At 72.6% G+C, this 22,580-nt stretch carries 22 protein-coding genes and 1 pseudogene; 6 read left to right on the top strand and 17 right to left on the bottom strand.

The features are described from left to right. Positions 1-166: 166 nt before the first annotated feature. The 3 genes and pseudogenes from QNO07_RS11930 to hisI form a co-directional block, all read right to left on the bottom strand. Positions 167-775 (bottom strand): annotated as a pseudogene (locus QNO07_RS11930) (TIGR02234 family membrane protein); the annotation flags it as partial. After that, complete coding sequence (locus QNO07_RS11925) at positions 772-2,307, bottom strand: anthranilate synthase component I (protein ID WP_283991774.1); 1,536 nt, start codon at positions 2,305-2,307, stop codon at positions 772-774. The pseudogene QNO07_RS11930 and the gene QNO07_RS11925, both read right to left, overlap by 4 nt. A gap of 11 nt (positions 2,308-2,318) precedes the next feature. Beyond that, complete coding sequence (gene hisI / locus QNO07_RS11920) at positions 2,319-2,696, bottom strand: phosphoribosyl-AMP cyclohydrolase (RefSeq protein ID WP_283991773.1); 378 nt, start codon at positions 2,694-2,696, stop codon at positions 2,319-2,321. Between the two features lie 335 nt (positions 2,697-3,031). Between hisI and QNO07_RS11915 the strand changes: the two genes are divergently transcribed. Then, on the top strand, positions 3,032-3,940 hold the full coding sequence (locus QNO07_RS11915; protein WP_283991772.1) for a hypothetical protein: 909 nt from the start codon (positions 3,032-3,034) through the stop codon (positions 3,938-3,940). A 66-nt stretch (positions 3,941-4,006) separates the two neighbouring features. Further along, entirely contained in the window at positions 4,007-4,642 is a 636-nt protein-coding gene (locus QNO07_RS11910) for a TIGR03085 family metal-binding protein (RefSeq protein ID WP_283991771.1), read from the top strand. 64 nt (positions 4,643-4,706) lie between these two features. Here QNO07_RS11910 and hisF read toward each other — a convergent pair whose 3' ends face one another. From hisF to hisD, 8 genes are read right to left on the bottom strand one after another with little or no spacing between them, the layout of a single operon-like run. Continuing rightward, entirely contained in the window at positions 4,707-5,477 is a 771-nt protein-coding gene (hisF, locus tag QNO07_RS11905; RefSeq protein WP_283991770.1) for an imidazole glycerol phosphate synthase subunit HisF, read from the bottom strand. After that, entirely contained in the window at positions 5,474-5,917 is a 444-nt protein-coding gene (locus QNO07_RS11900; RefSeq protein ID WP_283991769.1) for a RidA family protein, read from the bottom strand. The genes hisF and QNO07_RS11900 overlap by 4 nt, the downstream gene beginning before the upstream one ends. Continuing rightward, entirely contained in the window at positions 5,914-6,660 is a 747-nt protein-coding gene (priA, locus tag QNO07_RS11895) for a bifunctional 1-(5-phosphoribosyl)-5-((5-phosphoribosylamino)methylideneamino)imidazole-4-carboxamide isomerase/phosphoribosylanthranilate isomerase PriA (RefSeq protein WP_283991768.1), read from the bottom strand. Before priA ends, QNO07_RS11900 begins: the two co-directional genes overlap by 4 nt. Next, positions 6,660-7,301: an imidazole glycerol phosphate synthase subunit HisH gene (gene hisH / locus QNO07_RS11890; RefSeq protein ID WP_502961821.1), complete on the bottom strand. Its 642-nt coding sequence runs from the start codon at positions 7,299-7,301 to the stop codon at positions 6,660-6,662. The genes priA and hisH overlap by 1 nt, the downstream gene beginning before the upstream one ends. Positions 7,302-7,306: 5 nt before the next feature. Beyond that, positions 7,307-7,462 carry a CG2302 family histidine operon protein gene (locus QNO07_RS11885; protein ID WP_283991766.1) on the bottom strand — a complete coding sequence of 52 codons (156 nt, stop codon included), beginning with the start codon at positions 7,460-7,462 and terminating at the stop codon, positions 7,307-7,309. Positions 7,463-7,493: 31 nt separating this feature from the next. Then, the gene (gene hisB / locus QNO07_RS11880) at positions 7,494-8,087 is read right to left on the bottom strand and encodes an imidazoleglycerol-phosphate dehydratase HisB (protein ID WP_283991765.1); all 594 of its coding nucleotides are present in this window, start codon (positions 8,085-8,087) and stop codon (positions 7,494-7,496) included. Next, positions 8,084-9,208, bottom strand: coding sequence for a histidinol-phosphate transaminase (locus tag QNO07_RS11875; RefSeq protein ID WP_283991764.1), 1,125 nt, complete (start codon positions 9,206-9,208; stop codon positions 8,084-8,086). Before QNO07_RS11875 ends, hisB begins: the two co-directional genes overlap by 4 nt. Further along, complete coding sequence (gene hisD, locus QNO07_RS11870) at positions 9,205-10,539, bottom strand: histidinol dehydrogenase (protein WP_283991762.1); 1,335 nt, start codon at positions 10,537-10,539, stop codon at positions 9,205-9,207. The genes QNO07_RS11875 and hisD overlap by 4 nt, the downstream gene beginning before the upstream one ends. Positions 10,540-10,733: 194 nt before the next feature. Between hisD and QNO07_RS11865 the strand changes: the two genes are divergently transcribed. From QNO07_RS11865 to ybaK, 3 genes are read left to right on the top strand one after another with little or no spacing between them, the layout of a single operon-like run. Continuing rightward, complete coding sequence (locus tag QNO07_RS11865) at positions 10,734-12,344, top strand: oxidoreductase (RefSeq protein WP_283991761.1); 1,611 nt, start codon at positions 10,734-10,736, stop codon at positions 12,342-12,344. Positions 12,345-12,375: 31 nt separating this feature from the next. Next, a complete protein-coding gene (locus QNO07_RS11860) occupies positions 12,376-13,119 on the top strand; it encodes an LON peptidase substrate-binding domain-containing protein (RefSeq protein WP_283991759.1) in 744 nt (247 codons plus the stop codon). A gap of 16 nt (positions 13,120-13,135) precedes the next feature. Next, positions 13,136-13,657: a Cys-tRNA(Pro) deacylase gene (gene ybaK, locus QNO07_RS11855; protein ID WP_283991758.1), complete on the top strand. Its 522-nt coding sequence runs from the start codon at positions 13,136-13,138 to the stop codon at positions 13,655-13,657. Between the two features lie 42 nt (positions 13,658-13,699). Here ybaK and QNO07_RS11850 read toward each other — a convergent pair whose 3' ends face one another. The 4 genes from QNO07_RS11850 to QNO07_RS11835 form a co-directional block, all read right to left on the bottom strand. Further along, positions 13,700-14,440 carry a hypothetical protein gene (locus QNO07_RS11850; protein WP_283991757.1) on the bottom strand — a complete coding sequence of 247 codons (741 nt, stop codon included), beginning with the start codon at positions 14,438-14,440 and terminating at the stop codon, positions 13,700-13,702. 58 nt (positions 14,441-14,498) lie between these two features. Continuing rightward, positions 14,499-15,335, bottom strand: a complete 837-nt coding sequence (locus QNO07_RS11845; protein ID WP_502961820.1) for an ABC transporter permease — start codon at positions 15,333-15,335, stop codon at positions 14,499-14,501. After that, positions 15,332-16,345, bottom strand: a complete 1,014-nt coding sequence (locus tag QNO07_RS11840) for an ABC transporter ATP-binding protein (protein ID WP_283991756.1) — start codon at positions 16,343-16,345, stop codon at positions 15,332-15,334. Before QNO07_RS11840 ends, QNO07_RS11845 begins: the two co-directional genes overlap by 4 nt. Before the next feature lie 122 nt (positions 16,346-16,467). Continuing rightward, complete coding sequence (locus QNO07_RS11835; protein ID WP_283991755.1) at positions 16,468-17,682, bottom strand: NYN domain-containing protein; 1,215 nt, start codon at positions 17,680-17,682, stop codon at positions 16,468-16,470. A 235-nt stretch (positions 17,683-17,917) separates the two neighbouring features. Here QNO07_RS11835 and QNO07_RS11830 point away from each other — a divergent pair, with 235 nt between their 5' ends. After that, the gene (locus QNO07_RS11830; RefSeq protein ID WP_283991754.1) at positions 17,918-18,079 is read left to right on the top strand and encodes a hypothetical protein; all 162 of its coding nucleotides are present in this window, start codon (positions 17,918-17,920) and stop codon (positions 18,077-18,079) included. Between the two features lie 136 nt (positions 18,080-18,215). On the opposite strand, the gene dnaE is transcribed toward QNO07_RS11830, so the two are convergent. Beyond that, positions 18,216-21,758: a DNA polymerase III subunit alpha gene (gene dnaE, locus QNO07_RS11825; protein WP_283991753.1), complete on the bottom strand. Its 3,543-nt coding sequence runs from the start codon at positions 21,756-21,758 to the stop codon at positions 18,216-18,218. Positions 21,759-22,104: 346 nt separating this feature from the next. Next, positions 22,105-22,506, bottom strand: a complete 402-nt coding sequence (locus QNO07_RS11815; RefSeq protein ID WP_283991752.1) for an SUKH-3 domain-containing protein — start codon at positions 22,504-22,506, stop codon at positions 22,105-22,107. Positions 22,507-22,580 lie beyond the last annotated feature (74 nt).

The raw sequence follows: 22,580 nt of genomic DNA, 5'->3' as shown, positions 1-22,580 counted from the left end.
GTCAAAGCGTCCGGGGCGGCTCGTCGCCGGGCGTGGTCCCGGGGTCCGCAGGGCGCGGGCCGGGGCCGTCCGACTCCGCGGGCCGGGCAGGGCCGGGCTCGGGAGCAGGTCCGGCGTGGGGGTCGGGAGCAGGTCCGGGGCCGGGCGCGCGGGTGCCGTCCGCCGGACCGGTGGGGTCCTCACCGCGGTCGAGGGCCTGCCACATCTCCTCCGGCCGCTCCGGGTCCGCGGGGGCCGCGGTGCGGCGGCGTGCGGCCCGGCCGCCGCGCTCGTACCGGCCACCCATCGCAGGCCAGTAGCGGCCGTAGCGCAGCGCCAGCACACCGGCGACCAGCAGCAGGAACCCGCCGGCCGCGGCGATGTACGGCCACGCGCTGTGCGTGACCTGACCGACCGCCGCGTCGGCGAGGCCGGTGGCCTCGGCCGCCTTCTCCTCCAGCGCACCGGTGTCCGCGGAGGCGGCCAGCGCGGCGACCATGGTGCCCAGCCCTGCCAGGGCGAGCAGCCCGGCGACCACGGCACGGCCGGCCCGGCGCACCGCGAACACCGCGACCAGCGCGGCCAGTCCGACAAGCGCCAGCGCGCTGGGCAGCCCGGTGACGTCGCTGCCGGTCGCCTCCACGCCCAGCGTTCCGGTGCCGAACGTGGTGATGCCCTCGCTCCACGTCTGACCAGAGGCGACGAGCACGACCGCGGCACCGACGGCACCGCCCGGCAGCGCGACGGCGAGTGCGCGCCGGGGCGCCTGGCTGCGTTCTGCGGGGGTGGAAGTCACCCTTCCACGCTACCGCCGAGTTGTTCCGCGGTGCGCACCGCCCTCAGCACGGCGGCAGCCTTGTTGCGGCACTCCTGGTCCTCCGCCACCGGGTCTGAGTCGGCCACCACGCCGGCACCGGCCTGCACGTAGGCGGTGCCGTCCCGCAGCACCGCGGTGCGGATGGCGATGGCGGTGTCGGAGTCGCCGGCGAAGTCCAGGTACCCCACACAGCCGCCGTACAGGCCGCGCCGGGTGGGCTCCAGCTCCTCGATGATCTGCAGGGCCCGGGGCTTGGGCGCGCCGGAGAGCGTGCCCGCCGGGAAGCAGGCGGTCAGCGCGTCGAACGCGGTCCGGCCGGGGGCGAGTCGGCCGGTCACCGTCGACACGATGTGCATGACGTGGCTGTAGCGCTCCAGCGTCATGAAGTCGACCACCTCCACACTGCCCGGAGCGCAGACCCGGCCCAGGTCGTTGCGGCCCAGGTCGACGAGCATCAGGTGCTCGGCGCGCTCCTTGGGGTCGGCGAGCAGTTCCTCACCGAGCGCGGTGTCCTGCTGCGGCGTGGCACCGCGCGGCCGGGTACCGGCGATGGGGTGCAGCATGGCGCGGCCGTCCTCGACCTTCACCAGCGCCTCCGGGCTGGACCCCACCACGTCGAACCCGCCGCTGCCGTCGCCGCCTTCGGCGGGCTGCTCGCCGCCGAAGCGGAACAGGTACATGTACGGGCTGGGGTTGGTGGCCCGCAGCGCCCGGTACACGTCCAGCGCGCTCGCGCCGCACGGCGTCTGGAAGCGCTGCGAGGGCACCACCTGGAACGCGTCGCCGGCGCGGATGCGCTCCTTGACCTCGTCCACGGCCGCCCGGAAGCCCTCCGAGCCCCAGCGCTCGTCGTACTCGGGCAGTTCCGACGGCGGCAGCGGCACGGCCGGGGTGGCGACCGGCCGGGCCAGGTCGGCCGCCATCGTGTCGAGGCGGGCGACGGCGTCGCCGTACGCCTGCTCGACTCCGGTGTCCAGGTCGTTGTGGTTGATGGCGTTGGCGATGAGCAGCACCGTGCCGTCCCGGTGGTCCAGCACAGCCAGGTCGGAGGCGAGCAGCATCGTCAGTTCGGGCAGCCGCAGGTCGTCGATGGTGCTGTCGCCGACCTTCTCCAGCCGACGCACCACGTCGTATCCGAGGTAGCCGACCATGCCCCCGGTGAACGGCGGCAGTTCGGGGTCGCGCGGCGTGTGCAGCGTCTCCACGGCGGCGCGCAGCGCGGCCAGCGGGTCGCCTCCCGTCGGCACACCGACCGGGGGCGTGCCCTGCCAGTGCGCCTCGCCGTCGCGGACGGTGAGGGCGGCGGCGCTGCGCACGCCGACGAAGGAGTAGCGCGACCAGGTGCGGCCGTTCTCTGCGGACTCCAGCAGGAAGGTGCCGGGGCGCTCCCCGGCGAGCTTGCGGTACAGCGCGATGGGTGTGTCGCCGTCGGCGAGCAGGCGTCGGGTCACCGGGATGACCCGGCGGTCCTTCGCGAGCGTGCGGAAGGTGTCGAGGTCCGGCGTCGTCATGTTCGGTGACCCTACTCGGCCGGGGCGCCGCTGCCGGTGAGGCCCAGGGGCAGCGGGTCCTCGTCGAAGCAGGTCCGGGCGCCGGTGTGGCAGGCCGCGCCGGTCTGGTCGACCTTCACCAGGACGGTGTCCCCGTCGCAGTCCAGGGCGACCGACTTGACCTGCTGGGTGTGCCCGGAGGTGTCGCCCTTGACCCAGTACTCGCCCCGGCTGCGGCTCCAGTACGTGCAGCGTCCGGTGGTCAGCGTGCGGTGCAGCGCCTCGTCGTCCATCCAGCCGAGCATGAGGACTTCGCCGGTGTCGTACTGCTGGGCGATGGCGGGGACCAGCCCGTCGGGGGTGCGCTTGAGCCTGGCGGCGACGGACGGTGCGAGCGGGGATGCGGGCATGGGCCCATTCTGCCGCCGCCGACGCCGATTGCGGAAACCGGCACGGGTGCGGCGCCGGGGTCCGGTTCAAACCGCTCGCCTCCCGAGCGGTGACCGCTGCGTGCCACCGGTCGTGAGGGGGTGCGCGCCCGCGTCCGCGTCGCGGACGGCCAACTGCCGCGTGCGCGGCGGGAGGCACCACACGCCGGCTTCGGGCGTGCTCCGGCCGGCCCGGGTGGGGGCCGTGGGGCGCGTCGGGCCGCTGGTGGGCGCGTACGCCGTCGTTGCGTTCCTGTTCCACGGTTGTGACCAGGGGCAGGCGTCGAATGCATGTCCCATGGGGCATTCTTTCGGGCATGAGCTACCCGCCGCCCAACGAACCTCAGCAGCCCGGGCCCGGCGGCGGATTCGGTCCGCCGCAGGGCTTCGGTCCCTCCGAACCGGCCGGCCCGCCCGGCAGCCCGCCCGGTGGCTACGGCTACCCCGGCCCGCCCGGCAACCCGCCCGGCGGTTACGGCTATCCCGGCCCGCCCGGCACGCCGCCCGGCGGCTACGGCCCCGGTGGGCCCGGGGGTTACGGCCCCGGCGGCCCCGGAGGTTACGGCCCCGGCGGTCCCGGCAGCTACCCGCCGCCCCCGAACGGCGGCGGCAACGGCCCCAACAAGGCGGCGATCACGGTCATCGCCGTCGTGCTGGGCATCGCGGTCGCCATCGGCGTGGTGCTCCTGGTGAGCGGCGGAGACGACGGCGACAAGGACCGGGCCAACGTGTCCGCCAGCAGCTCGCCCTCTCCCAAGGAGTCGGACGAGCCGGACCCGACGCCGACGTCCATACCGAGCCTGGACCTGCCGTCCACCGTGCCCACGCAGCCGTCCGAGCCGTCGGTGGCGCCGACCGTCATCCCCTACGTCGTCCTGCCGCCGGGTACCTGCTTCAACCACCCGGCGCTCAACAGCGACGCCAAGGGCATCGACCGGCGGTCCTGCAACGAGTCGCACGACGCGGAGGTCATCTCCAACCGCAAGGTGAGCGGCGACTTCGCCACGGACACCGCCATCCAGCAGGCCGCGCTGGCCCTGTGCGAGAAGGACGCCAGGACCCGGCTGCAGAAGATGCCGCAGGACGGCACCGTGTACTACCCGTTCGCGCTGTACCCGCTGAAGTCGACCTACGACTTCCAGGGCAAGGACACCGTGTCCTGCGCGATGACGCTGAGCAACACCAAGGACGGCAAGCAGCTGGCGGCTCCGCTGCCGGGCGGCTGACCGTGCCGGGCGGCCGGTTCCGCGCGGCGCGTCGCACCGCGGGGCCGGCCGCCGTAGGCTGGAGGCATGTCGACCCATGCCAAACGCGAACGCCTGCTCCTCGCCGATCTGTTGGAGAACGCCGGTCCTGACGCGCCGACGCTCTGCGACGGCTGGAAAACCCGTGAACTCGCCGCCCACGTGGTGGTGCGGGAGCGACGCGCCGACGCGGCGGGGGGCATCGTCATCAAGCCGCTGGCCGCGCGACTGGAGCGTGTCCAGGCGGAGTTCGCCGGAAAGCCGTACGAGGAACTGGTGCAGCTCATCCGGACGGGCCCGCCGAGGCTGTCCCCCTTCGCCCTCAAGCAGATCGACGAGGCGTCCAACACCGTCGAGTTCTTCCTGCACTCCGAGGACATCCGCCGGGCACAGCCCGACTGGCGCCCGCGCGAGGTGGACCCGGTGTTCGCCGACGCGCTGTGGAAGCGCCTGGAGACCGCGGCCCGCCTGTACGGGCGCAAGTCCCCGGTGGGGCTGGTGCTGCGCCGGCCGAACGGTCAGACCGCGGTGGCGCACAAGGGCACCCCGGTGGTGACGGTGACGGGCGAGCCCGCCGAGCTGCTGCTGTTCGCCTCGGGCCGCCAGGAGGTGGCCGACGTGGAGCTGGACGGCGACAAGGAAGCCGTGGCGAAGATCGCCGACACCCCGTTCGGCCTCTGGTAGCACCACGGCGGCAGGTCCCGCCCCCAACCCGGGTGCGGGACCTGCCGCGTGCCGTGCGGCGGGGTCAGCGCACGGGGTGGCCGGCTTCGCGCAGGGTGTCCTTGACCTGGCCGATGCGCAGGTCCCCGAAGTGGAAGACGGACGCGGCGAGTACCGCGTCGGCCCCGGCCTCGACGGCGGGCGGGAAGTCCGCCAGCCGGCCGGCGCCGCCGGAGGCGATGACCGGGATGGTGACGCGGGCGCGGACCGCGCGGATCATCTCGGTGTCGTAGCCGTCCTTGGTCCCGTCGGCGTCCATGGAGTTGAGCAGGATCTCGCCGGCGCCCAGTTTCGCGGCGCGCTCGGCCCACTCCACGGCGTCGATGCCGGTGCCCTTGCGACCGCCGTGCGTGGTGACCTCGAACCCGCTGGGCGGCGCGTCAGCGCCGGCCGTCCGCCGGGCGTCCACCGACAGCACCAGGACCTGCCGGCCGAACCGCTCGGCGATCTCCCGGATCAGCTCGGGCCGGTTGATCGCCGCGGTGTTGACGCCGACCTTGTCCGCACCGGCGCGCAGCAGCCGGTCCACGTCCTCTGTGGCGCGCACGCCGCCGCCCACGGTCAGCGGGATGAAGACCTGCTCGGCGGTGCGGCGCACCACGTCGTAGGTCGTCTCCCGGTTGCCCGAGGAGGCGGTGATGTCGAGGAAGGTCAACTCGTCGGCGCCTTCGGCGTCGTAGACCTTCGCCATCTCGACGGGGTCGCCCGCGTCGCGCACGTTCTGGAAGTTGACGCCCTTCACGACCCGGCCGCCGTCGACGTCCAGGCAGGGGATGACTCGTACGGCCAGGGTCACGAACGTTCTCCTTCTGCTCCCCGCGGGCCCTCCCCGGGGAGGTCGGCGTCCGGTGCGGTCCCCCGGTACGCCTCCACTTCCACTTCCACCAGCACCCGCGAGTCCACGAAGCCGGACACCACCACCAGGGTGGCGGCGGGCCGGACGTCGTCGAAGACCTCCTTGTGCGCCCGGCCGGCGGCCTCCACGTCGCGGGCGTGCGCCAGGTACAGCCGGGTGCGGAGGACCGACGAGCGGTCCAGGCCGAACGGTTCGAGCGCGGCCAGCGCGTTGCCGATGGCCGCCTTCGCCTGCTCGTAGGGGTCACCCTCGCCCTGCACCGCTCCGTCGCGGAACGGCATGGTGCCGGCCACCAGGACCCGGTCGCCGGCGGCGACCGCGCGTGCGAAGCCGATCGACTCCTCCCAGGGGCTGTCGGACTGCACGCGCTCGATGGTCATCCGGAAACCGCCTCCAACGCCTCTTCCAGGGTGAACGCCTTGGCGTAGAGGGCCTTGCCCACGATGGCGCCTTCCACACCCTCGGGGACCAGTGTGGCCAGGGCCCGCAGGTCGTCGAGGGAGGAGACGCCGCCGGAGGCGACGACGGGACGGTCGGTGGCGGCGCAGACGTTGCGCAGCAGTTCCAGGTTGGGGCCCTGGAGGGTGCCGTCCTTGTTGATGTCGGTGACGACGTAGCGGGCGCAGCCCTCGGAGTCGAGGCGGGCCAGCGTCTCGTAGAGGTCACCGCCGTCGCGGGTCCAGCCGCGGCCCCGCAGGGTGGTGCCGCGCACGTCCAGGCCGACCGCGATGCGGTCGCCGTGCTCGGCGATGATCTTGGCGACCCACTCGGGGCTCTCCAGGGCGGCGGTGCCCAGGTTGACGCGGGTGCAGCCGGTGGCGAGGGCGGCGGCGAGCGAGTCGTCGTCGCGGATGCCGCCGGACAGCTCCACCTTGAGGTCCATCGCGCGGGCGACCTCGGTGATCTGCGCCCGGTTGTCGCCGGTGCCGAAGGCGGCGTCGAGGTCGACCAGGTGCAGCCACTCGGCGCCGGCCGACTGCCAGGCCAGGGCGGCCTGCAGCGGGTCGCCGTAGGAGGTCTCGGAGCCGGACTCGCCGTGGACGAGGCGCACGGCCTGGCCGTCGCGGACGTCCACGGCGGGCAGCAGTTCGAGCTTCGGCAGGGAGGGTGTCACGTCGGACATCAGAGCGTCTCGATCCAGTTGGTCAGCAGCTGGGCCCCGGCGTCGCCGGACTTCTCGGGGTGGAACTGGGTGGCCCACAGCGGGCCGTTCTCCACCGCCGCGACGAAGCGTTCACCGTGGGTGGACCAGGTGACCTTCGGCGCGCGGATGTGGGGGTTGGTCGTCTCCAGCTCCCAGTCGTGCACGGCGTAGGAGTGGACGAAGTAGTAGCGGGCGTCGGCGTCCAGGCCGGCGAACAGCCGGGAGTCCGCGGGTGCCTCAACGGTGTTCCAGCCCATGTGCGGCACCACCTCGGCCTGCAGCGGCCCGACCGTGCCGGGCCACTCGTCGAGGCCGTCGGCCTCCTCGCCGTGCTCGATGCCGCGGCTGAACAGGATCTGCATGCCGACGCAGATGCCCATCACCGGCCGGCCGCCGGCCAGCCTGCGGCCGACGACCCAGTCGCCGCGGACCTGCCGCAGCCCGGCCATGCACGCCGCGAACGCGCCCACGCCGGGCACCAGCAGCCCGTCGGCGGCCATCGCCCGGTCGTAGTCGCCGGTGATCTCCACGTCGGCGCCCGCCCGGGCCAGGGCCCGCTCGGCGGAGCGCACGTTGCCGAAGCCGTAGTCGAAGACGACCACGTCCGGTGTTCTGCTCACGCTCATCACTCCAGTCGCAGGATGCCGGCCGCCAGCGCCAGCACGGCGCACACGCCGAGCAGCACGACCACTCCCCTGGGCAGCTGCTGCTTCCAGAAGGAGATGGCTCCGCCCAGCAGGAAGAGGCCGACGAAGATCAGCAGGGTCGAGACGGTGTTCACGGGGTGGGGACCCCTCCGTCCGGCCGTCGGCTCACAGCGCGCCCTTGGTGGAGGGGATGCCGGTCTGCCGGGGGTCGATCTCGCTGGCGTGGCGCAGGGCGCGGGCCAGCGCCTTGAACTGGCACTCCACGATGTGGTGCGCGTTGCGCCCGTAGGGGACGTGCACGTGCAGCGCGACCTGCGCCTGGGCGACGAACGACTCCAGGATGTGCCGGGTCATGGTGGTGTCGTAGTCGGGGCCGATCATCGGCGCCATGCCCTCGGGCTCGGTGTGCACCAGGTAGGGGCGGCCGGACAGGTCCACCGTCACGTTGGCGAGGGACTCGTCCAGCGGCACCGAAGCGTTCGCGAAGCGCACGATGCCGCGCTTGTCGCCGAGCGCCTGCCGGAAGGCGGCGCCCAGGGCGAGGCTGGTGTCCTCGATGGTGTGGTGGCTGTCGATGTGCAGGTCGCCGTCGGTCTTGACGGTGAGGTCGAACAGTCCGTGGCGGCCCAGCTGGTCGAGCATGTGGTCGAAGAACCCGACCCCGGTCGACACGTCGACTGTGCCGCTGCCGTCGAGGTCGATCTCGACGGTGACGGACGTCTCCTTGGTGGCGCGTTCCACGCGGCCCACGCGGGTCATGGCTTGTTCTCCTTCGTCACTGCGCGTACCGCGTCGAGGAACGCGTCGTTCTCTGCGGGTGTGCCGACGCTGACCCGCAGGTGGCCGGGCACACCGTTGTCCCGGACGAGCACACCGTGCTCCAGCAGGGCCTGCCAGACGGCGTGCGCGCCGTCAGCGCCGTCGAACCGCCCGAACTGCACGAAGTTGGCGTCGGACTCGGTCACCTCGCAGCCCAGCGCGCGCAGCTCGGTGACCAGGCGGTCCCGTTCGGCCTTGAGCTGCTCGACGTACCCCAGCAGCGTATCGGTGTGCTCCAGCGCGGCGAGCGCGGTGGCCTGGGTGACGGCCGACAGGTGGTACGGCAGGCGCACCAACTGCACCGCGTCGACCACCGCCGGGTCCGCGGCGAGGTAGCCCAGCCGCAGCCCGGCCGCGCCGAACGCCTTGGACATGGTCCGGGAGACCACCAGGTTGCGGCGGCCCTCGATCAGCGGCAGCAGCGACGGGCGGTGGCTGAACTCGCCGTACGCCTCGTCGACGACCACCAGCGCGCCCGCGCCGCCCCTGGCGCGCTGCGCCGCGTCGTACAGGGCGAGCACGGTGTCGGCGTCGACGGCCGTGCCGGTCGGGTTGTTCGGGGAGCACACGAACACCACGTCGGGCCGGTGCTCGGCGATGACCTGCTCGGCGGTGTGCACGTCGATGGTGAAGTCGCTCTGCCGCGGTCCCGACAGCCAGCCGGTGCCGGTGCCGCGGGCGATGAGCGCGTGCATCGAGTAGGAGGGGTCGAAGCCGAGCGCGGTGCGGCCCGGCCCGCCGAAGGCCTGCAGCAGCTGCTGCAGTACCTCGTTGGATCCGTTCGCCGCCCACACGCCCTCGGTGGCGACCCGGTGCCCGGTGGTGCGGCTGAGGTAGTCGGCGAGACCGGTGCGCAGCTCGACCGCGTCCCGGTCGGGGTAGCGGTTGAGGTGCCGGGCGGCCTCGGCGACGCGCTCGGCGATCCGCGCCACCAGCGCCTCGGGCAGCGGGTAGGGGTTCTCGTTGGTGTTGAGCCGGACGGCGACGTCCAGCTGCGGCGCGCCGTACGGGGACTTGCCGCGCAGCTCGTCGCGGATGGGCAGGTCGTCGATGCCGCTCACGCGTCGGGCACCTTCCAGTCGAACCGGGCCTTCATGGCGGCGCCGTGCGCGGGCAGGTCCTCCGCCTCGGCGAGCGTCACCACGTGGTGGGTGACCTCGGCGAGCGCGTCGCGGCTGTACTCCACGACGTGGATGCCGCGCAGGAAGGACTGCACGGACAGGCCCGAGGAGTGGCAGGCGCAGCCGCCGGTGGGCAGCACGTGGTTGGAGCCGGCGCAGTAGTCGCCGAGCGAGACGGGCGACCAGGGGCCGACGAACACCGCTCCGGCGTTGCGCACCCGGGCGGCGACGTCCGCGGCCTGCTCGGTCTGGACCTCCAGGTGCTCGGCGGCGTACGCGTCGACGACGGCGAGGCCGTGGTCGAGGTCGTCGACGAGCACGACGGCGGACTGCCGGCCGGACAGCGCCTCGGTGATGCGCTCCTGGTGCTTGGTGGCCGCGACCTGGGTGCGCAGCTCGGCGTCGACCGCGTCGGCCAGCGCCGGTGACGGCGTGACCAGCACGGCGGCGGCGAGCGTGTCGTGCTCGGCCTGGCTGATCAGGTCGGCGGCGAGGTGCGCGGGGTCGGCCGAGTCGTCGGCGAGCACCGCGATCTCGGTCGGGCCTGCCTCGGCGTCGATGCCGATGCGGCCCTTCAGCAGCCGCTTCGCGGCGGCGACCCAGATGTTGCCGGGGCCGGTGACGAGGTCGACCGGGCGGCACTCCTCGGTGCCGTAGGCGAACATGGCGACGGCCTGGGCGCCGCCCGCCGCGTACACCTCGTCGACGCCGAGCAGCGCGCAGGCGGCCAGGATGGTGGGGTGCGGCAGCCCGCCGAACTCGGCCTGCGGCGGCGAGGAGACGGCCAGCGAGGCCACCCCGGCCTCCTGGGCCGGCACGACGTTCATCACCACGGACGACGGGTAGACCGCCTTGCCGCCCGGCACGTACAGCCCGACCCGCTCCACCGGCACCCAGCGCTCGGTGACCGTGCCGCCGGGCACCACCGTGACGGTGTTGTCGGTGCGGCGCTGCTCCCGGTGCACGATCCGGGCGCGGCGGACGGACTCCTCCAGCGCGGCGCGCACCGCCGGGTCCAGTTCCGCGAGCGCGGTGGCCAGGGCCTCGGCGGGCACCCGGATCCGCTCCAGACGCACCCCGTCGAAGCGCTCGGCGTAGTCGATCAGTGCGGCGGTTCCCCGATGGTGGACGTCCTCGCAGATCGGCCGCACCTTGTCCAGGGCGGCCTCCACGTCGAACTCGGCGCGGGGCAGCAGGTCGCGGTCGACGCCGCCTCCGGTGGAGGTGGCGCCGCGCAGGTCGATTCGGGCCAGAGAGATTGCTTGCAGCACCCTGCCAGTCTCTCAGATCGGCCCAGGTGACCGGGCCGCCGTACCGAGGCGTGATACGGGTGTTCCCGGTGTTTCCTGACCGATAGTGTGGAGATCCTCACTCGGAGAGACCAACGTACCGGCCGGAAGGCCCGTTCCGGGTGGGCGACTCGGGCGCGGCGCGCCAAGGCCGGGGGCAGGAGTGGGGGACGCCAGTGAGCGAGCCGCCGGAAAGCGGCGAACCGCCTGCCGAGCTGCGGCTGACCACCGCGGAGTGGGGTCTGTGGCAGGCGTTCCGCAACGGCACGCGGCACGAGCTGCGGACGGGCGACGCGGCCCGGGACGATCCGTGCGGCGACCACCTGTGGGGCCCGCACCGCACGGTACGGGCCCGGGTGATCGCACTGCTGCTGCTGCACGGGCCGCCGCCGCTGCTGGGCCGGGTGGCCGCGCTGCACCTCTCCGGCGCGCTGATCACCGGCCGCCTGGACCTGTCCGGCGGCGCGGTGCAGCCGTACTTCGAGCTGCGGCACTGCCGGTTCGAGCAGGAGGTGCTGCTGTCGCAGTGCAGGATGTCCACCGGCCGGTTCGTCGACTGCCGCATCCCGCGTCTGGAGGCGGCCCGGGCCTCGGTCGACGGCGACCTGCACCTGACCCGGTGCACGGTGCCCGCCGGTGTCCGGCTGACCGACGCCAGCATCGGCACCGACCTGGTGCTGGGCGAGGCGACCATCGGCAGCGGGGAGCGGACCCGGGCGGTGTCCGCCGACGGGCTGTCCGTCGGCCAGGACCTGCAGGCCGGCCTGCTGCTCGCCTCCGGCGAGGTCAGCCTGCGCGGCGCCGGCATCGGCGGCTCGCTGTTCCTGCACGGCAGTGTGCTGCGCAACCCGGACGGCTACGCGCTGCACGCGCCCGAGATGCACGTGGCCCGGTTCGCCCACTTCACCCCCTCCGACTCGGCCGCCGTCGCCCGTCCGCCGGGGGCCACCCCGCCCGCCGGGACGGCAGTACTCGCCGGGCGTCCCGGTGTCGCCGCGCGGCGACACCGGCCGTTCCGCAGCACCGGCGGCGTGAAGCTGGACGACTGCCGGTTCGGCGACTCGCTGGTGCTGGAGGACGCGCGCTTCCGCATGGAACGCGGCCAGGAGCTGTCGCTGCGCAGGGTGCAGACCCCGGAGCTGTGCTTCACCCCGGAACGGCTTCGCAACGGACGCGTCGTGCTGTCCGGCGCGTCCGTCGGCAACCTGGTCGACCGGCAGACCAGCTGGCCGGTGGGTGAGGGGCTGTGGATGGCCGGCTTCACCTACGAGCACCTCATCCCCATCGGCTCGTTCCCGCTCGCCGAGCGGCTGCGGTGGCTTGCCGCGGCCACTCCCGAGTACTCCCCCGAACCGTACGAGCAGCTGGCGGGCGTGCTGCGCAACAGCGGTGAGGACGCCGAGGCGCGCCGGGTGCTGCTGGCGAAGCAGCGGCGCCGCCGGGAGACGCTGCCGCCGGCCGGCAAGGTGTGGGGCTACCTCCAGGACTGGACGGTCGCCTACGGCTACCGCCCCGGGCAGGCCGCCCTGTGGATGGCGGTGCTGTGGGCCTCGGGCGCCGCGTACTACGCCGAGCGCCCTCCCGAACCGCGGGGTGAGGACCCGCCGCACTGGAACGCCTCGATCTACGCACTGGACCTGCTGCTGCCGGTGATCGACCTGGGCCACGACTCGGCGTGGAACCCGGCGGGGGCGATGCAGTGGGTCGCGGTCGCCCTCACCCTCACCGGTTGGGTGCTGGCCACGACGGTCGCCGCGGGGGCGACCAGGTTGCTGCGGCGGCAGTAGGCGGGCGCCGGGCGGTTTAGGCTGGCCGACTGTGACCACCACGCGCCTTCCACTGTTCCCGCTCAACTCGGTGCTGTTCCCCGGGCTCGTCATGCCCCTGCACGTGTTCGAGCAGCGCTACCGGGCGCTGGTGGGCGACCTGCTGCAGATTCCCGAGGACGAGCCGCGGCTGTTCGGAGTGGTCGCCATCCGCGACGGCCACGAGGTCGCGGTGACCGGCGCCGGTATGCCCGACGGCAGGCCGCTGCCGTCGGGTGACGCGACCGCCGGGTTCGGCGCGGACCCACTGGCGGCGTTCTACGAGGTGGGGTGCATCGCGGACGCGTCCAGCGTCCAGCCTCACGACGACAACGAGGGCTACGAGCTGCTCGCGACGGGCACGACCCGGTTCCGGTTGCGCGCGGTGGACACCTCGGGCCCCTACCTCGTCGGAGAGGTCGAGGCGCTGCCCGAGGACGACGGCGAGGGCGCCGGCGCGCTCGCCGCGGGCGTGCTGCGGGCGTTCCGCACCTACCAGAAGCGGCTGGCCGGGGCGCGGGAGCGCACGCTCGCCACCGAGCAGGAGCTGCCCGAGGAGCCGTCGGTCGTCTCCTACCTGGTCGCTGCCGCGAGTGTGCTGGAGACCCCGTTGAAGCAGCGCCTGCTGGAGGCGGCCGACACCGCGACGCGGCTGACCGAGGAGCTGGCAATCCTGCGGCGGGAGAGCGCCGTCATCGGTAAGCTCCCCTCGCTCCCGGCCGCGGAGCTCACCCGGCGGCCCACCAGCCCGAACTGATCGCGAGGCGTCCGACGTGGCAAGGACCCGCAGCAACCGCAGCAACCGCAGCAAGAACGCCCAGCAGGGCGGTACGCCCGCCACCGTCGCGCTGAGCGGGGCCGACGTCGACTTCCAGGTGCACGCCTACGAGCACGATCCGGCGTCCGGCTCCTACGGCGAGGAGGCCGCGGCGGCACTGGGCGTACCGGCGGAGAGGGTGTTCAAGACCCTGGTCGCCGACGTGGACGGCACGCTGACGGTCGCGGTGGTGCCCGTCTCCGGATCGCTGGACCTCAAGGCGCTGGCCGCCGCCGTCGGCGGCAAGCGGGCCGCGATGGCCGACCCCGCGCTCGCCGAGCGCACCACGGGCTACGTACGCGGCGGCATCTCGCCGCTGGGCCAGCGCAAGCGGCTGGCGACGGTGGTGGACACCTCCGCCGCCGGGCACACCACGGTCTGCGTCTCGGCGGGCCGGCGCGGCCTGGAGATCGAACTGGCGCCGTCGGACCTGGTCGCACTCACCGGCGCCCGCACGGCGCCGATCGCCCGCCCGTAGGGACGTCCCCGTCAGGACGCCGCCCCGCGAGCCGTCCCGGGCTCAGGCCCGCGGCGGTGGGGCCCACTGCGGGAAGGGCTCGGGCTGCGGCTCGGGGTCGCGCGGGCCGAGGAAACCCAGCAGCAGCAGGTGGGTGGCGACTGCGGCCAGCGGCCAGGCCAGCAGGACCACCACGGACCCCAGTTGCAGCGGCGCGTCGAACGTGCCGCCGCGGCCCGCCTCGACGGCCCGTGCGGCGAGGTCCTGTCCGGGGCCGAGCAGCACACCGAGCCGCCAGCCGGCGACTGAGCCGAGCACCGCGCCCACCGCCAGACCGAGGACCAGGCCGACACCGCCGCTGCGGCGCACCAGGAAGGCGACCAGCCCGCTCAGCACGCCCAAGCCCAGCGCCAGCAGGGCGAACGTGCCGTCGACCGCGAAGGTGTCCTCCGCCTCGGTGTTGCGCAGCAGCGCGTTCGCACCGTCCGAGATGTACTCCACGGGCGGCGCCAGCCGCCACCACAGCAGGCCCAGCAGCCCGCCGGCCAGCGTCAGCGCCACCAGGACCAGCAGCAGGTCCCTGATCTCCGCACGGCCCGACAGTGCACCGCCCGCTTCCTCATCCGGCAGCGGGTCCGCCTTCGCGTCCGACGGCGGCGCGGCCCAGGGGTCGTAGGGGCCCGCGTGCGCGTCGCCCCGCGCGGCAGCACCGGACGGGGAGGTGCCGGACTGCCCGGACCCCTGCCGGGACGGGTCGTGCGGGGAGCGGCCGTGCTGCGGGGAGGGCGGTGTGGGAACGGTCACCACGCCATCGTGCCAGGCCCGCTCGGCTGTTCGGAGGCGGGTACGTCCGTCCGGCCGATCACCGCGAGGCCGCCCGCCGGTAGGCCCAGGTCGCCAGCATCAGCGCGACCACGCCGACCGCCGCACAGATCCCCAGGTCAAAGGCCACCTGGGCCCAGTTCGGCGACGGTTTGAACGCCTCGGCGAGGGCTTCGACACCGTAGGTGGACGGCAGCAGGTCGCGGGCCCACTGGAGCAGCTGCGGCATCGGCCCAGCCGGCAGCACGCCCAGCAGCAGCGCGGCGGACATGCCGAGCTGCCCGCACAGCGTCGCCAGTTCCTGCCGCGGCGCGAGCAGGCCCAGCGCCGCGCCCAGCCCGGCCAGCGCGGCGCCCGCCAGCGGCACCACGGCGACCAGCACCCACAGGCCGCCCATCGGCAGCTGGAACAGCCAGCTGCCGATGACGGCGGTGACGAGCACACCGGGCACGGTGAACGAGGCGTAGGCGCCCGCCGCACCCAGCACGACGGCGGCGGGCGGCACCGGCAGGGTGGCGTAGTGGTCGAGGCCGCCGGAGGCCCGGAGCTGCCCGAAGTACTGGGCGAGCAGGTTCAGCGCGACGAACGCCACCACCAGCACGCTGGATCCGGCGACCACGGCTCGGGCCGCCTCGCCGGGGCCGGACTCCACGACCCCGCGCATCAGCACCATGATCCCGACGGACTGGAAGGTGGCGACGAACAGCAGCGGGATGCGGGCGACCCGGGCGCGCGACAGCTGGGCCCGGTAGACCGCGCTCAGCGCCGGCCACAGCCGGGCGCGCGGCGCCAGCTCGGCCGCCGCACCGGCTGAGGCGTGCTCCGCCGCCGCCGAGCCGGCGCGGGGCGCCGTCACCTCTGCGGAGAGTGCGCTCACACCTTCACCAGACCTTCCGTTCGGCCGCCGAGTGCCAGGTAGACGTCCTCCAGGCTCGGCGTGACCAGGGTGAAATCGTCGAGGGCCGCGAAGGCCGCGCCGCCGGTGACGGCGGCCACCGCGGCCCGCACGTCGTCGGGAGGGAGCCGCAGCGTCCAGCGGCGGCCGGCGGCCACGGCCTCCGGGTGCAGGGCGGCGATCTCCGGCAGGTGCAGCGGCGGCTGGTCCCGCCACACCAGTTCCAGCCGCACGGTGTCGCCCACCACGGCTCGCAGGCCCGCCGGGGTGTCGCAGGCGATGACCCGGCCGCGGTCGAGCACCGCGACCCGGTCGAGCACCGTCTCCGCCTCGATCACGTTGTGGGTGACCAGCACGACCGTGGCGCCCTGCTCGGCCCTGCGGCGGTCCACGGCAGCCCACACGGCGCGGCGTGCGACCGGGTCCATGCCGGTGGTCGGCTCGTCCAGTACCAGCAGCGGGCGCTGACCGACCAGCGCGGTCGCCACGCAGGCCAGCCGGCGCTGCCCGCCGGACAGTTTCTTCAGCGGGCGGCCGGCGATCTCGGTCAGGCCCAGCTCCTCCAGGACGGCGTCCCGCGCGCGGCGGGCGCCGGGCGCGCTGAGGCCGCGCAGCCTGGCGGTGGTCTCAGCGGCGAGGGACACCGTCAGCTCGTCCAGCGCGGTGGACTCCTGCCCGAGGTATGCCAGCAGGCGGGCGGCCCGCTCGGGGTGCTTCACCAGGTCGTGGCCGAGCACGTCGACCGAGCCGGAGTCGGGGCGCAGCAGCCCGGTCAGCTGCCGCACGAGCGTGGACTTGCCGGCGCCGTTGGGTCCGAGCAGGCCGAAGACCTCGCCGCGTTCGACGGTCAGGGTGACGTGGTCGCTGGCCCGCACGGCCGGGGCCGCGGGCGCTCCCCGGCGGGCCCGCTGCGCCGGGTAGCTCTTGACCAGGTCCCTCACAGCGCAGACCGCACCGCCGCCCGTCGTTGCCTGCTGCGCGACCGTGTCCACGAGCTACGAGGGTACGCGCCCCGCACCCGGGCCCGGTCACCCACCCGGGAATCGGCCCCCTCCGGGCTGCGGGGGCGGCGGCATTCCGCAAGCGGGGAGGCCCGAGGGGCGCGGGAGGGTGGCTACTCCCCCGCGGTGGCGGGTTCGGAGCTGGCGTGCGGGTCGACCTCGCGCCAGAAGCCGGCGCGGATCGCGTACCGGTCGTGCTCGTCGATCTGGTCGTCCTTGTGCGCGAGCAGCCCGAAGCGGGCGGCGTAGCGCAGCAGCTCGCCGTCGATGCGGTGCGGGATGCGCGGGTACTGCGTGGTGAGGTGCTGGAGGTGGACGGACGCCGACAGCCGCGCCATCCAGCGGCGGGCGAAGACCTGCCCGACCTCGAAGGGGTCGCCACTGACGGCGGTGATGTCCTCCTCGCGGTCGGCCCAGCGCTGCTCGGCCGTGGTGAGCTGGGCCAGGGTGGGCAGGTTCGCGGCCTCCGGCGGCTCGCCGGGGGCACCGCGGTCGACCCAGCCCTTGTCGGAGGACCAGCGCAGGGTCGCGGCGGTCGGCGCCGGCTGGGACGGCGGGCGGCCCAGACCCGCCAGGTCCTTCGGCGTGGGCACGGCCGGCACGCCCTTGGTCTCGGCTGCGGGCCGCTCCCGTTGGCCGGACGGCTGCTCGGCGGGCGGCGCCTCGTCGGCGGCGGGTGAGCCGTTCTTCGGTCCGGCGGCGGGCTCGGGCAGGGGCGCGGACAGGATGGCCGCGATGTCGGGCCGCGGCGGCTGCTGGGGCGGACAGGCGCCGCTGAGGTCCTTGGCGCGGACCGCGCGGGTGATCCAGGTGCGGTCCAGCACGCGGCGCTCGTCGGCCTCGGCCACCAGGTCCTCGGACTGGTTGTAGTCGCCGTCGGCGGCCTGCACGGCCCACAGGTGGACGGCGACGCCGTGCTCCTTCGCCGACATCAGTCCCGGCAGCAGGTCGCCGTCGCCGGTGACCAGCACGATGTCGGCGCAGGCGCGGTTGCGGGCCAGTTCCGTCAGTTCGGCGTGCATGGCCGCGTCGACGCCCTTCTGCGCCCAGCGGCCATCACTCCGGGTGAGCGCGCCCAGCCGCACCGTCACGCGCGGCATCACGCGCAGCCGCCGGTGCTCGGGCTGCGGCACCCGGTCGGGCGCGCCGTCGAACCAGTAGATGCGCAGCAGGCTGCATCCGGTGTCCGCTTCGGCGCGTTCGCGCAGGCCCTGGATGAGCAGAGTGTGGTCGACGGTGATCCGGGAGCGGGTGGGCTCACCGGCGAGCAGGCTGGCGGCGGCACCCAGGAGGTAACCGGCGTCCACGAGGACGACGCAGCGGTCCACGGTCCACCCACTCTCGTCGTACGGATTCGGGTAACGGCGTGTTTCTCTCGAGTCTGCCCGACCGCAGGGGGGTTATCAGTGTGAACTCGATCTTCGGCGTGGCGAAAGACCGCCGGTGGGACCGGAGGGGCGGCCAACTCGCGACCACGCAGGGTAATTGCCCGACATGCGAAGTATGTGGGGGCGTGCGAACGTGAGGACGGCCCACCGTTCCCAAGGACCGCAGGAGGTCACCATGGGCAAGAACAAGAGCCGGGATCGCCGTGAACCGCAGTCGCGTACCGCGACCGATCCCGCACGCGAGCCGGCGAAGGGCACCACCGAGCAGGTCGCGCCGAGCGGGGCGAACCCGAAGATGGAGCGCAAGCACCAGGCGAAGCGCTTCGGCCACAACTGACTTCGCGGAGCCACGTCACCGACGCTCCGCGACGGCGCCCGACCTCTTTCGGGTGCCGTCCGCCCGCCTGCCGTCGCGGCAGGCGGGCGGACGAGCAGGCAGGCAAGCTGGCGCGGGGCGAGCAGACGGACGGGGGTCAGCCGGCGAGGCAGGACGGGCCGAGCAGCGCCTTCAGGTCGCCGAACAGCGCCGGGTCGTTCGTCACCCGGTGCCGGTCCAGACGCAGCACCGTCGTCTTGCGTGCGCCCTGGAGCTTGACCCGCACCTCGGTTGCGCCACGGTGGTGGGACAGCACCTCGCCGAGCTTCTCCACCAGCGGCGGTGTGACCTTGGCGGACGGAATGGTGATCGTCACCGGCGCGTTGGCCGACGCCTCGCTGAGGTCGGGGACCATCAGCTCCATCGCGACCAGCCGGGGCACGTCCTCCCGCTTGTCGAGGCGGCCCTTGACGAAGACCACCACGTCCTCCACCAGCTGCGTGGAGACCAGTTGGTAGGTGGCGGGGAAGAACATGCAGTCCAGTGATCCGGCCAGGTCCTCCACGGTGGCGATCGCCCACGCGTTGCCCTGCTTGGTCATCTTGCGCTGGAGGCCGGAGATGATGCCGCCGATGGTCACGATGGAGCCGTCGGAGTAGTCGCCACCGGTGAGCTGCGAGATCGCCGCGTCGGCCTTCTCGCCGAGCACGTGCTCGATGCCGAACAGCGGGTGGTCGGAGACGTAGAGGCCGAGCATCTCCCGCTCCTGCGCCAGCAGGTAGGACTTCTCCCACTCGATGTCGGAGAACTCGACGTCCAGGCCGAAGCCGGGACCGTCGTTGCCGTCGTCCCCGCCGAGGTCGCCGAAGAGGTCGAACTGCCCCTCGGCCTCCTTGCGCTTGACCTGGACCACGTTGTCGATCATCGGCTCGAACTGGGCGGTGAGACCCTTGCGGGTGTGGCCCATGGCGTCGAAGGCGCCCGCCTTGATCAGCGACTCGACGGTGCGCTTGTTGCAGACCACCGACTCGACCTTGTCGAGGAAGTCGGGGAAGGAGCTGTACTTCCCCTTGGCCTTGCGGCACTTGACGATGGAGTCCACGACGTTCTGGCCGACGTTGCGGACGGCTGTCAGGCCGAAGACGATCGTGTCGTCACCGCGCGGCGTGAAGTTGCCCTCGGACTCGTTGACGTCCGGCGGCAGCACCTTGATGCCCATCTTGCGGCACTCGTTGAGGTAGACCGCCGACTTGTCCTTGTCGTCGCGCACCGAGGTGAGCAGCGCCGACATGTACTCGGCCGGGTAGTTGGCCTTGAGGTAGGCCGTCCAGTAGGTGACCAGACCGTACGCGGAGGAGTGCGCCTTGTTGAAGGCGTAGCCGGCGAACGGGACGAGCACGTCCCACACGGCCTTGATCGCCTCGTCGGAGTAGCCGCGCTCGCGCATGCCGGCCTGGAAGGGCACGAACTCCTTGTCCAGGACCTCCTGCTTCTTCTTGCCCATCGCGCGGCGCAGCAGGTCGGCCTGGCCGAGGGTGTAGCCGGCGAGCACCTGGGCGGCCTTCTGCACCTGCTCCTGGTACACGATCAGGCCGTGGGTGATGTCCAGGACCTCGCGGAGCGGTTCCTCCAGCTCCGGGTGGATCGGGGTGATCTCCTGCTGCTTGTTCTTGCGCAGGGCGTAGTTGATGTGCGAGTTCATGCCCATCGGGCCCGGCCGGTACAGGGCCGAGACGGCGGAGATGTCCTCGAAGTTGTCGGGCTTCATCATGCGCAGCAGGGAGCGCATGGGGCCGCCGTCGAACTGGAAGACGCCGAGGGTGTCGCCGCGCTGCAGCAGCTCGTACGTGTTGGGGTCGTCCAGCGGCAGGTCGAGCAGCGAGATGTCGACGCCCTTGTTCTTCTTGATGGCCTTCTGCGCGTCGTCCATGATCGTGAGGTTGCGCAGCCCCAGGAAGTCCATCTTCAGCAGGCCGAGCGACTCGCAGCTCGGGTAGTCCCACTGGGTGACGACCACGCCGTCGTTCTTCGGTGAGAACACCGGGACGTGGTCGATGAGGCGTTCGCTGGACATGATCACGCCGGCGGCGTGCACGCCCATCTGCCGGACCAGGCCCTCGATTCCGCGCGCGGCGTCGATGACCTTGGTGACGTCCGGCTCGTTCTCGTACATCGAGCGGATCTCGCCGGCCTCGCCGTAGCGGGGGTGGCTCTTGTCGGTGATGCCGGACAGCGGGATGCCCTTGCCGAGCACGTCGGCCGGCATCGCCTTGGTGATGCGGTCGCCGACCGCGTACGGGTAGCCCAGGACGCGGGCGGAGTCCTTGATGGCGTTCTTCGCCTTGATCGTGCCGTAGGTGCCGATCATGGCGACCTTGTCCGCGCCGTACTTCTCGGTGACGTAGCGGATCACCTCACCGCGCCTGCGCTCGTCGAAGTCGATGTCGACATCGGGCATGGAGACGCGCTCGGGGTTGAGGAACCGCTCGAAGATCAGGCCGTGCACGATCGGGTCGAGGTCGGTGATGCCCATGGCGTAGGCGACGATCGAACCGGCTGCGGACCCTCGGCCGGGGCCGACCGCGATGCCGTTGTTCTTGGCCCACATGATGAAGTCGGCGACCACGAGGAAGTAGCCGGGGAACCCCATCTCGATGATGATGCCCATCTCGTAGGCGGCCTGCCGCTGGCGGTCCTCCGGGACACCGTTCGGGTAGCGGCGCGCCATGCCCCGCTTGACCTCCTCCTGGAACCAGGAGACCTCGTCGTAGCCCTCGGGCACGTCGAAGCGCGGCATCAGGTTCCGCGGCTTGAACATGCCCTCGGTGTCGACGCGGTCGGCGATCAGCAGCTGGGTGTTGCGGCACCCCTCCTGCCAGGCGTCGGAGTTGTCGATCGCGTACATCTGGGCGGCGGACTTCAGGTAGTAGCCAGAGCCGTCGAACCTGAAGCGGTCCGGGTCGGAGAGGTTGCTGCCGGTCTGGATGCACAGCAGGGTGTCGTGCGCCGCCGACTCGTGCTCGTAGGTGTAGTGCGAGTCGTTGGTGACGACGAAGGGCGCGCCGATCTTGCGGGCGATCTCCTCCAGCCCGGCGCGGGCCCGACGGTCGATGTCGATGTTGTGGTCCATCAACTCGACGAAGAAGTTCTCCTTGCCGAAGATGTCCTGGTACTCCCCGGCCGCCTTCACCGCCTCGTCCATCATGCCGAGCCGGATCTTGGTGGAAACCTCACCGGAGGGGCAGCCGGTGGTGGCCATCAGGCCGTCGGCGTACTCGGCGAGCAGCTCGCGGTCCATGCGCGGTTTGCGGAAGAAACCCTCCAGGCTGGCGCGCGACTGGGCCCGGAAGAGGTTGTGCAGCCCGTCCCGGTTGCGGGCCCACATGGTCATGTGGGTGTAGGCGCCGTTACCGGAGACGTCGTCCCGCTTCTGGTGCGGGGCGCCCCACTTCACCGGCCGGGTGAACCGCCGCGACTCCGGGGCCAGGTAGGCCTCGATGCCCACGATGGGCACGATGCCCGCACCCTGCGCCTGGTGGAAGAAGTCGTAGGCGCCGTGCAGGTTGCCGTGGTCCGTCATGGCGATGTGCGACATCTCCATCTCGCCGCACGCGTTGAACATGTCCTTCAGGCGGGCCGCGCCGTCCAGCAGCGAGTACTGAGTGTGCACGTGCAGATGCGTGAACGGCTTGTCGGTCACGGGCTGAGCCACCTCCGGCGCAAGTTCTTCAGGGGCAGCTCCGAAGTCTAAGGCCGCCCACTGACACCCCGGGGCCGTACAGGCCCACCCGTCACGACTCGCCGGATTCCGGCCCCGGGGCCGGCGCGTCGGACGGGCGGGCCGCCCCCGGGCGACGAAGGAGCCCCGCTGCGGCACGAAGTAGAGCACGCCCATTGGGCCTCCGACGGGATGGCGCGGTCCACCTTCCAGTCACCACGGGCGATCCGCGCGTCGAGGATCGCAGCGAGCTGCCGGTAGGGCGTAACCGGACCTTCGCTGTCGATCCGCCGCCGCAGCGCCGACCTCCGCGCAGGCAATCAAGATCTCAGTTGGCGGGCCAAGGGGCGAGTCCCGGATCAGTGTGCAGACAGGTCAAGCGGCGATTCGCTCCGATCGCCAGTTCCAATGACTCTTCAAAGGTTGTACCGAGCTCCCGAATCCAGCCCAAGCCAGCAGCAACCACCCGTCCTCCGGCCTCCATGAAGACGCTTGAGTAGCTGAGCCACTCACCGATGGGAAAGTACTTCCCGCCGAGGACAGCTTCCACCTCCATGGCCATAGCACGCTGCCCCGCTCCAGCCAAAATGGGGTCGAATTTTAAGGGTTCATCATTGCTGAAGTTTGGACCAACTCGATTGATTGGTTCGACCGAAAGCCCTCCCATCGCCGCGAGGACCTCTTCAGCCAGCGAGTGGACCCGGTACCCTTCATCCTCCAACGGCCCCACCCATTGAGCTCTTCCGATCGTGCCCCGATCGGGTGGCTGTAGGGCCGTGACGTACGAAGCTCCCTACCCGTTGC

The organism is Streptomyces sp. 549 (assembly GCF_030124175.1).
Lineage (GTDB): Bacteria > Actinomycetota > Actinomycetes > Streptomycetales > Streptomycetaceae > Streptomyces.
Note: the sequence above shows the minus strand (reverse complement) of the source record. Positions and strands in the feature narration are given on the sequence as shown.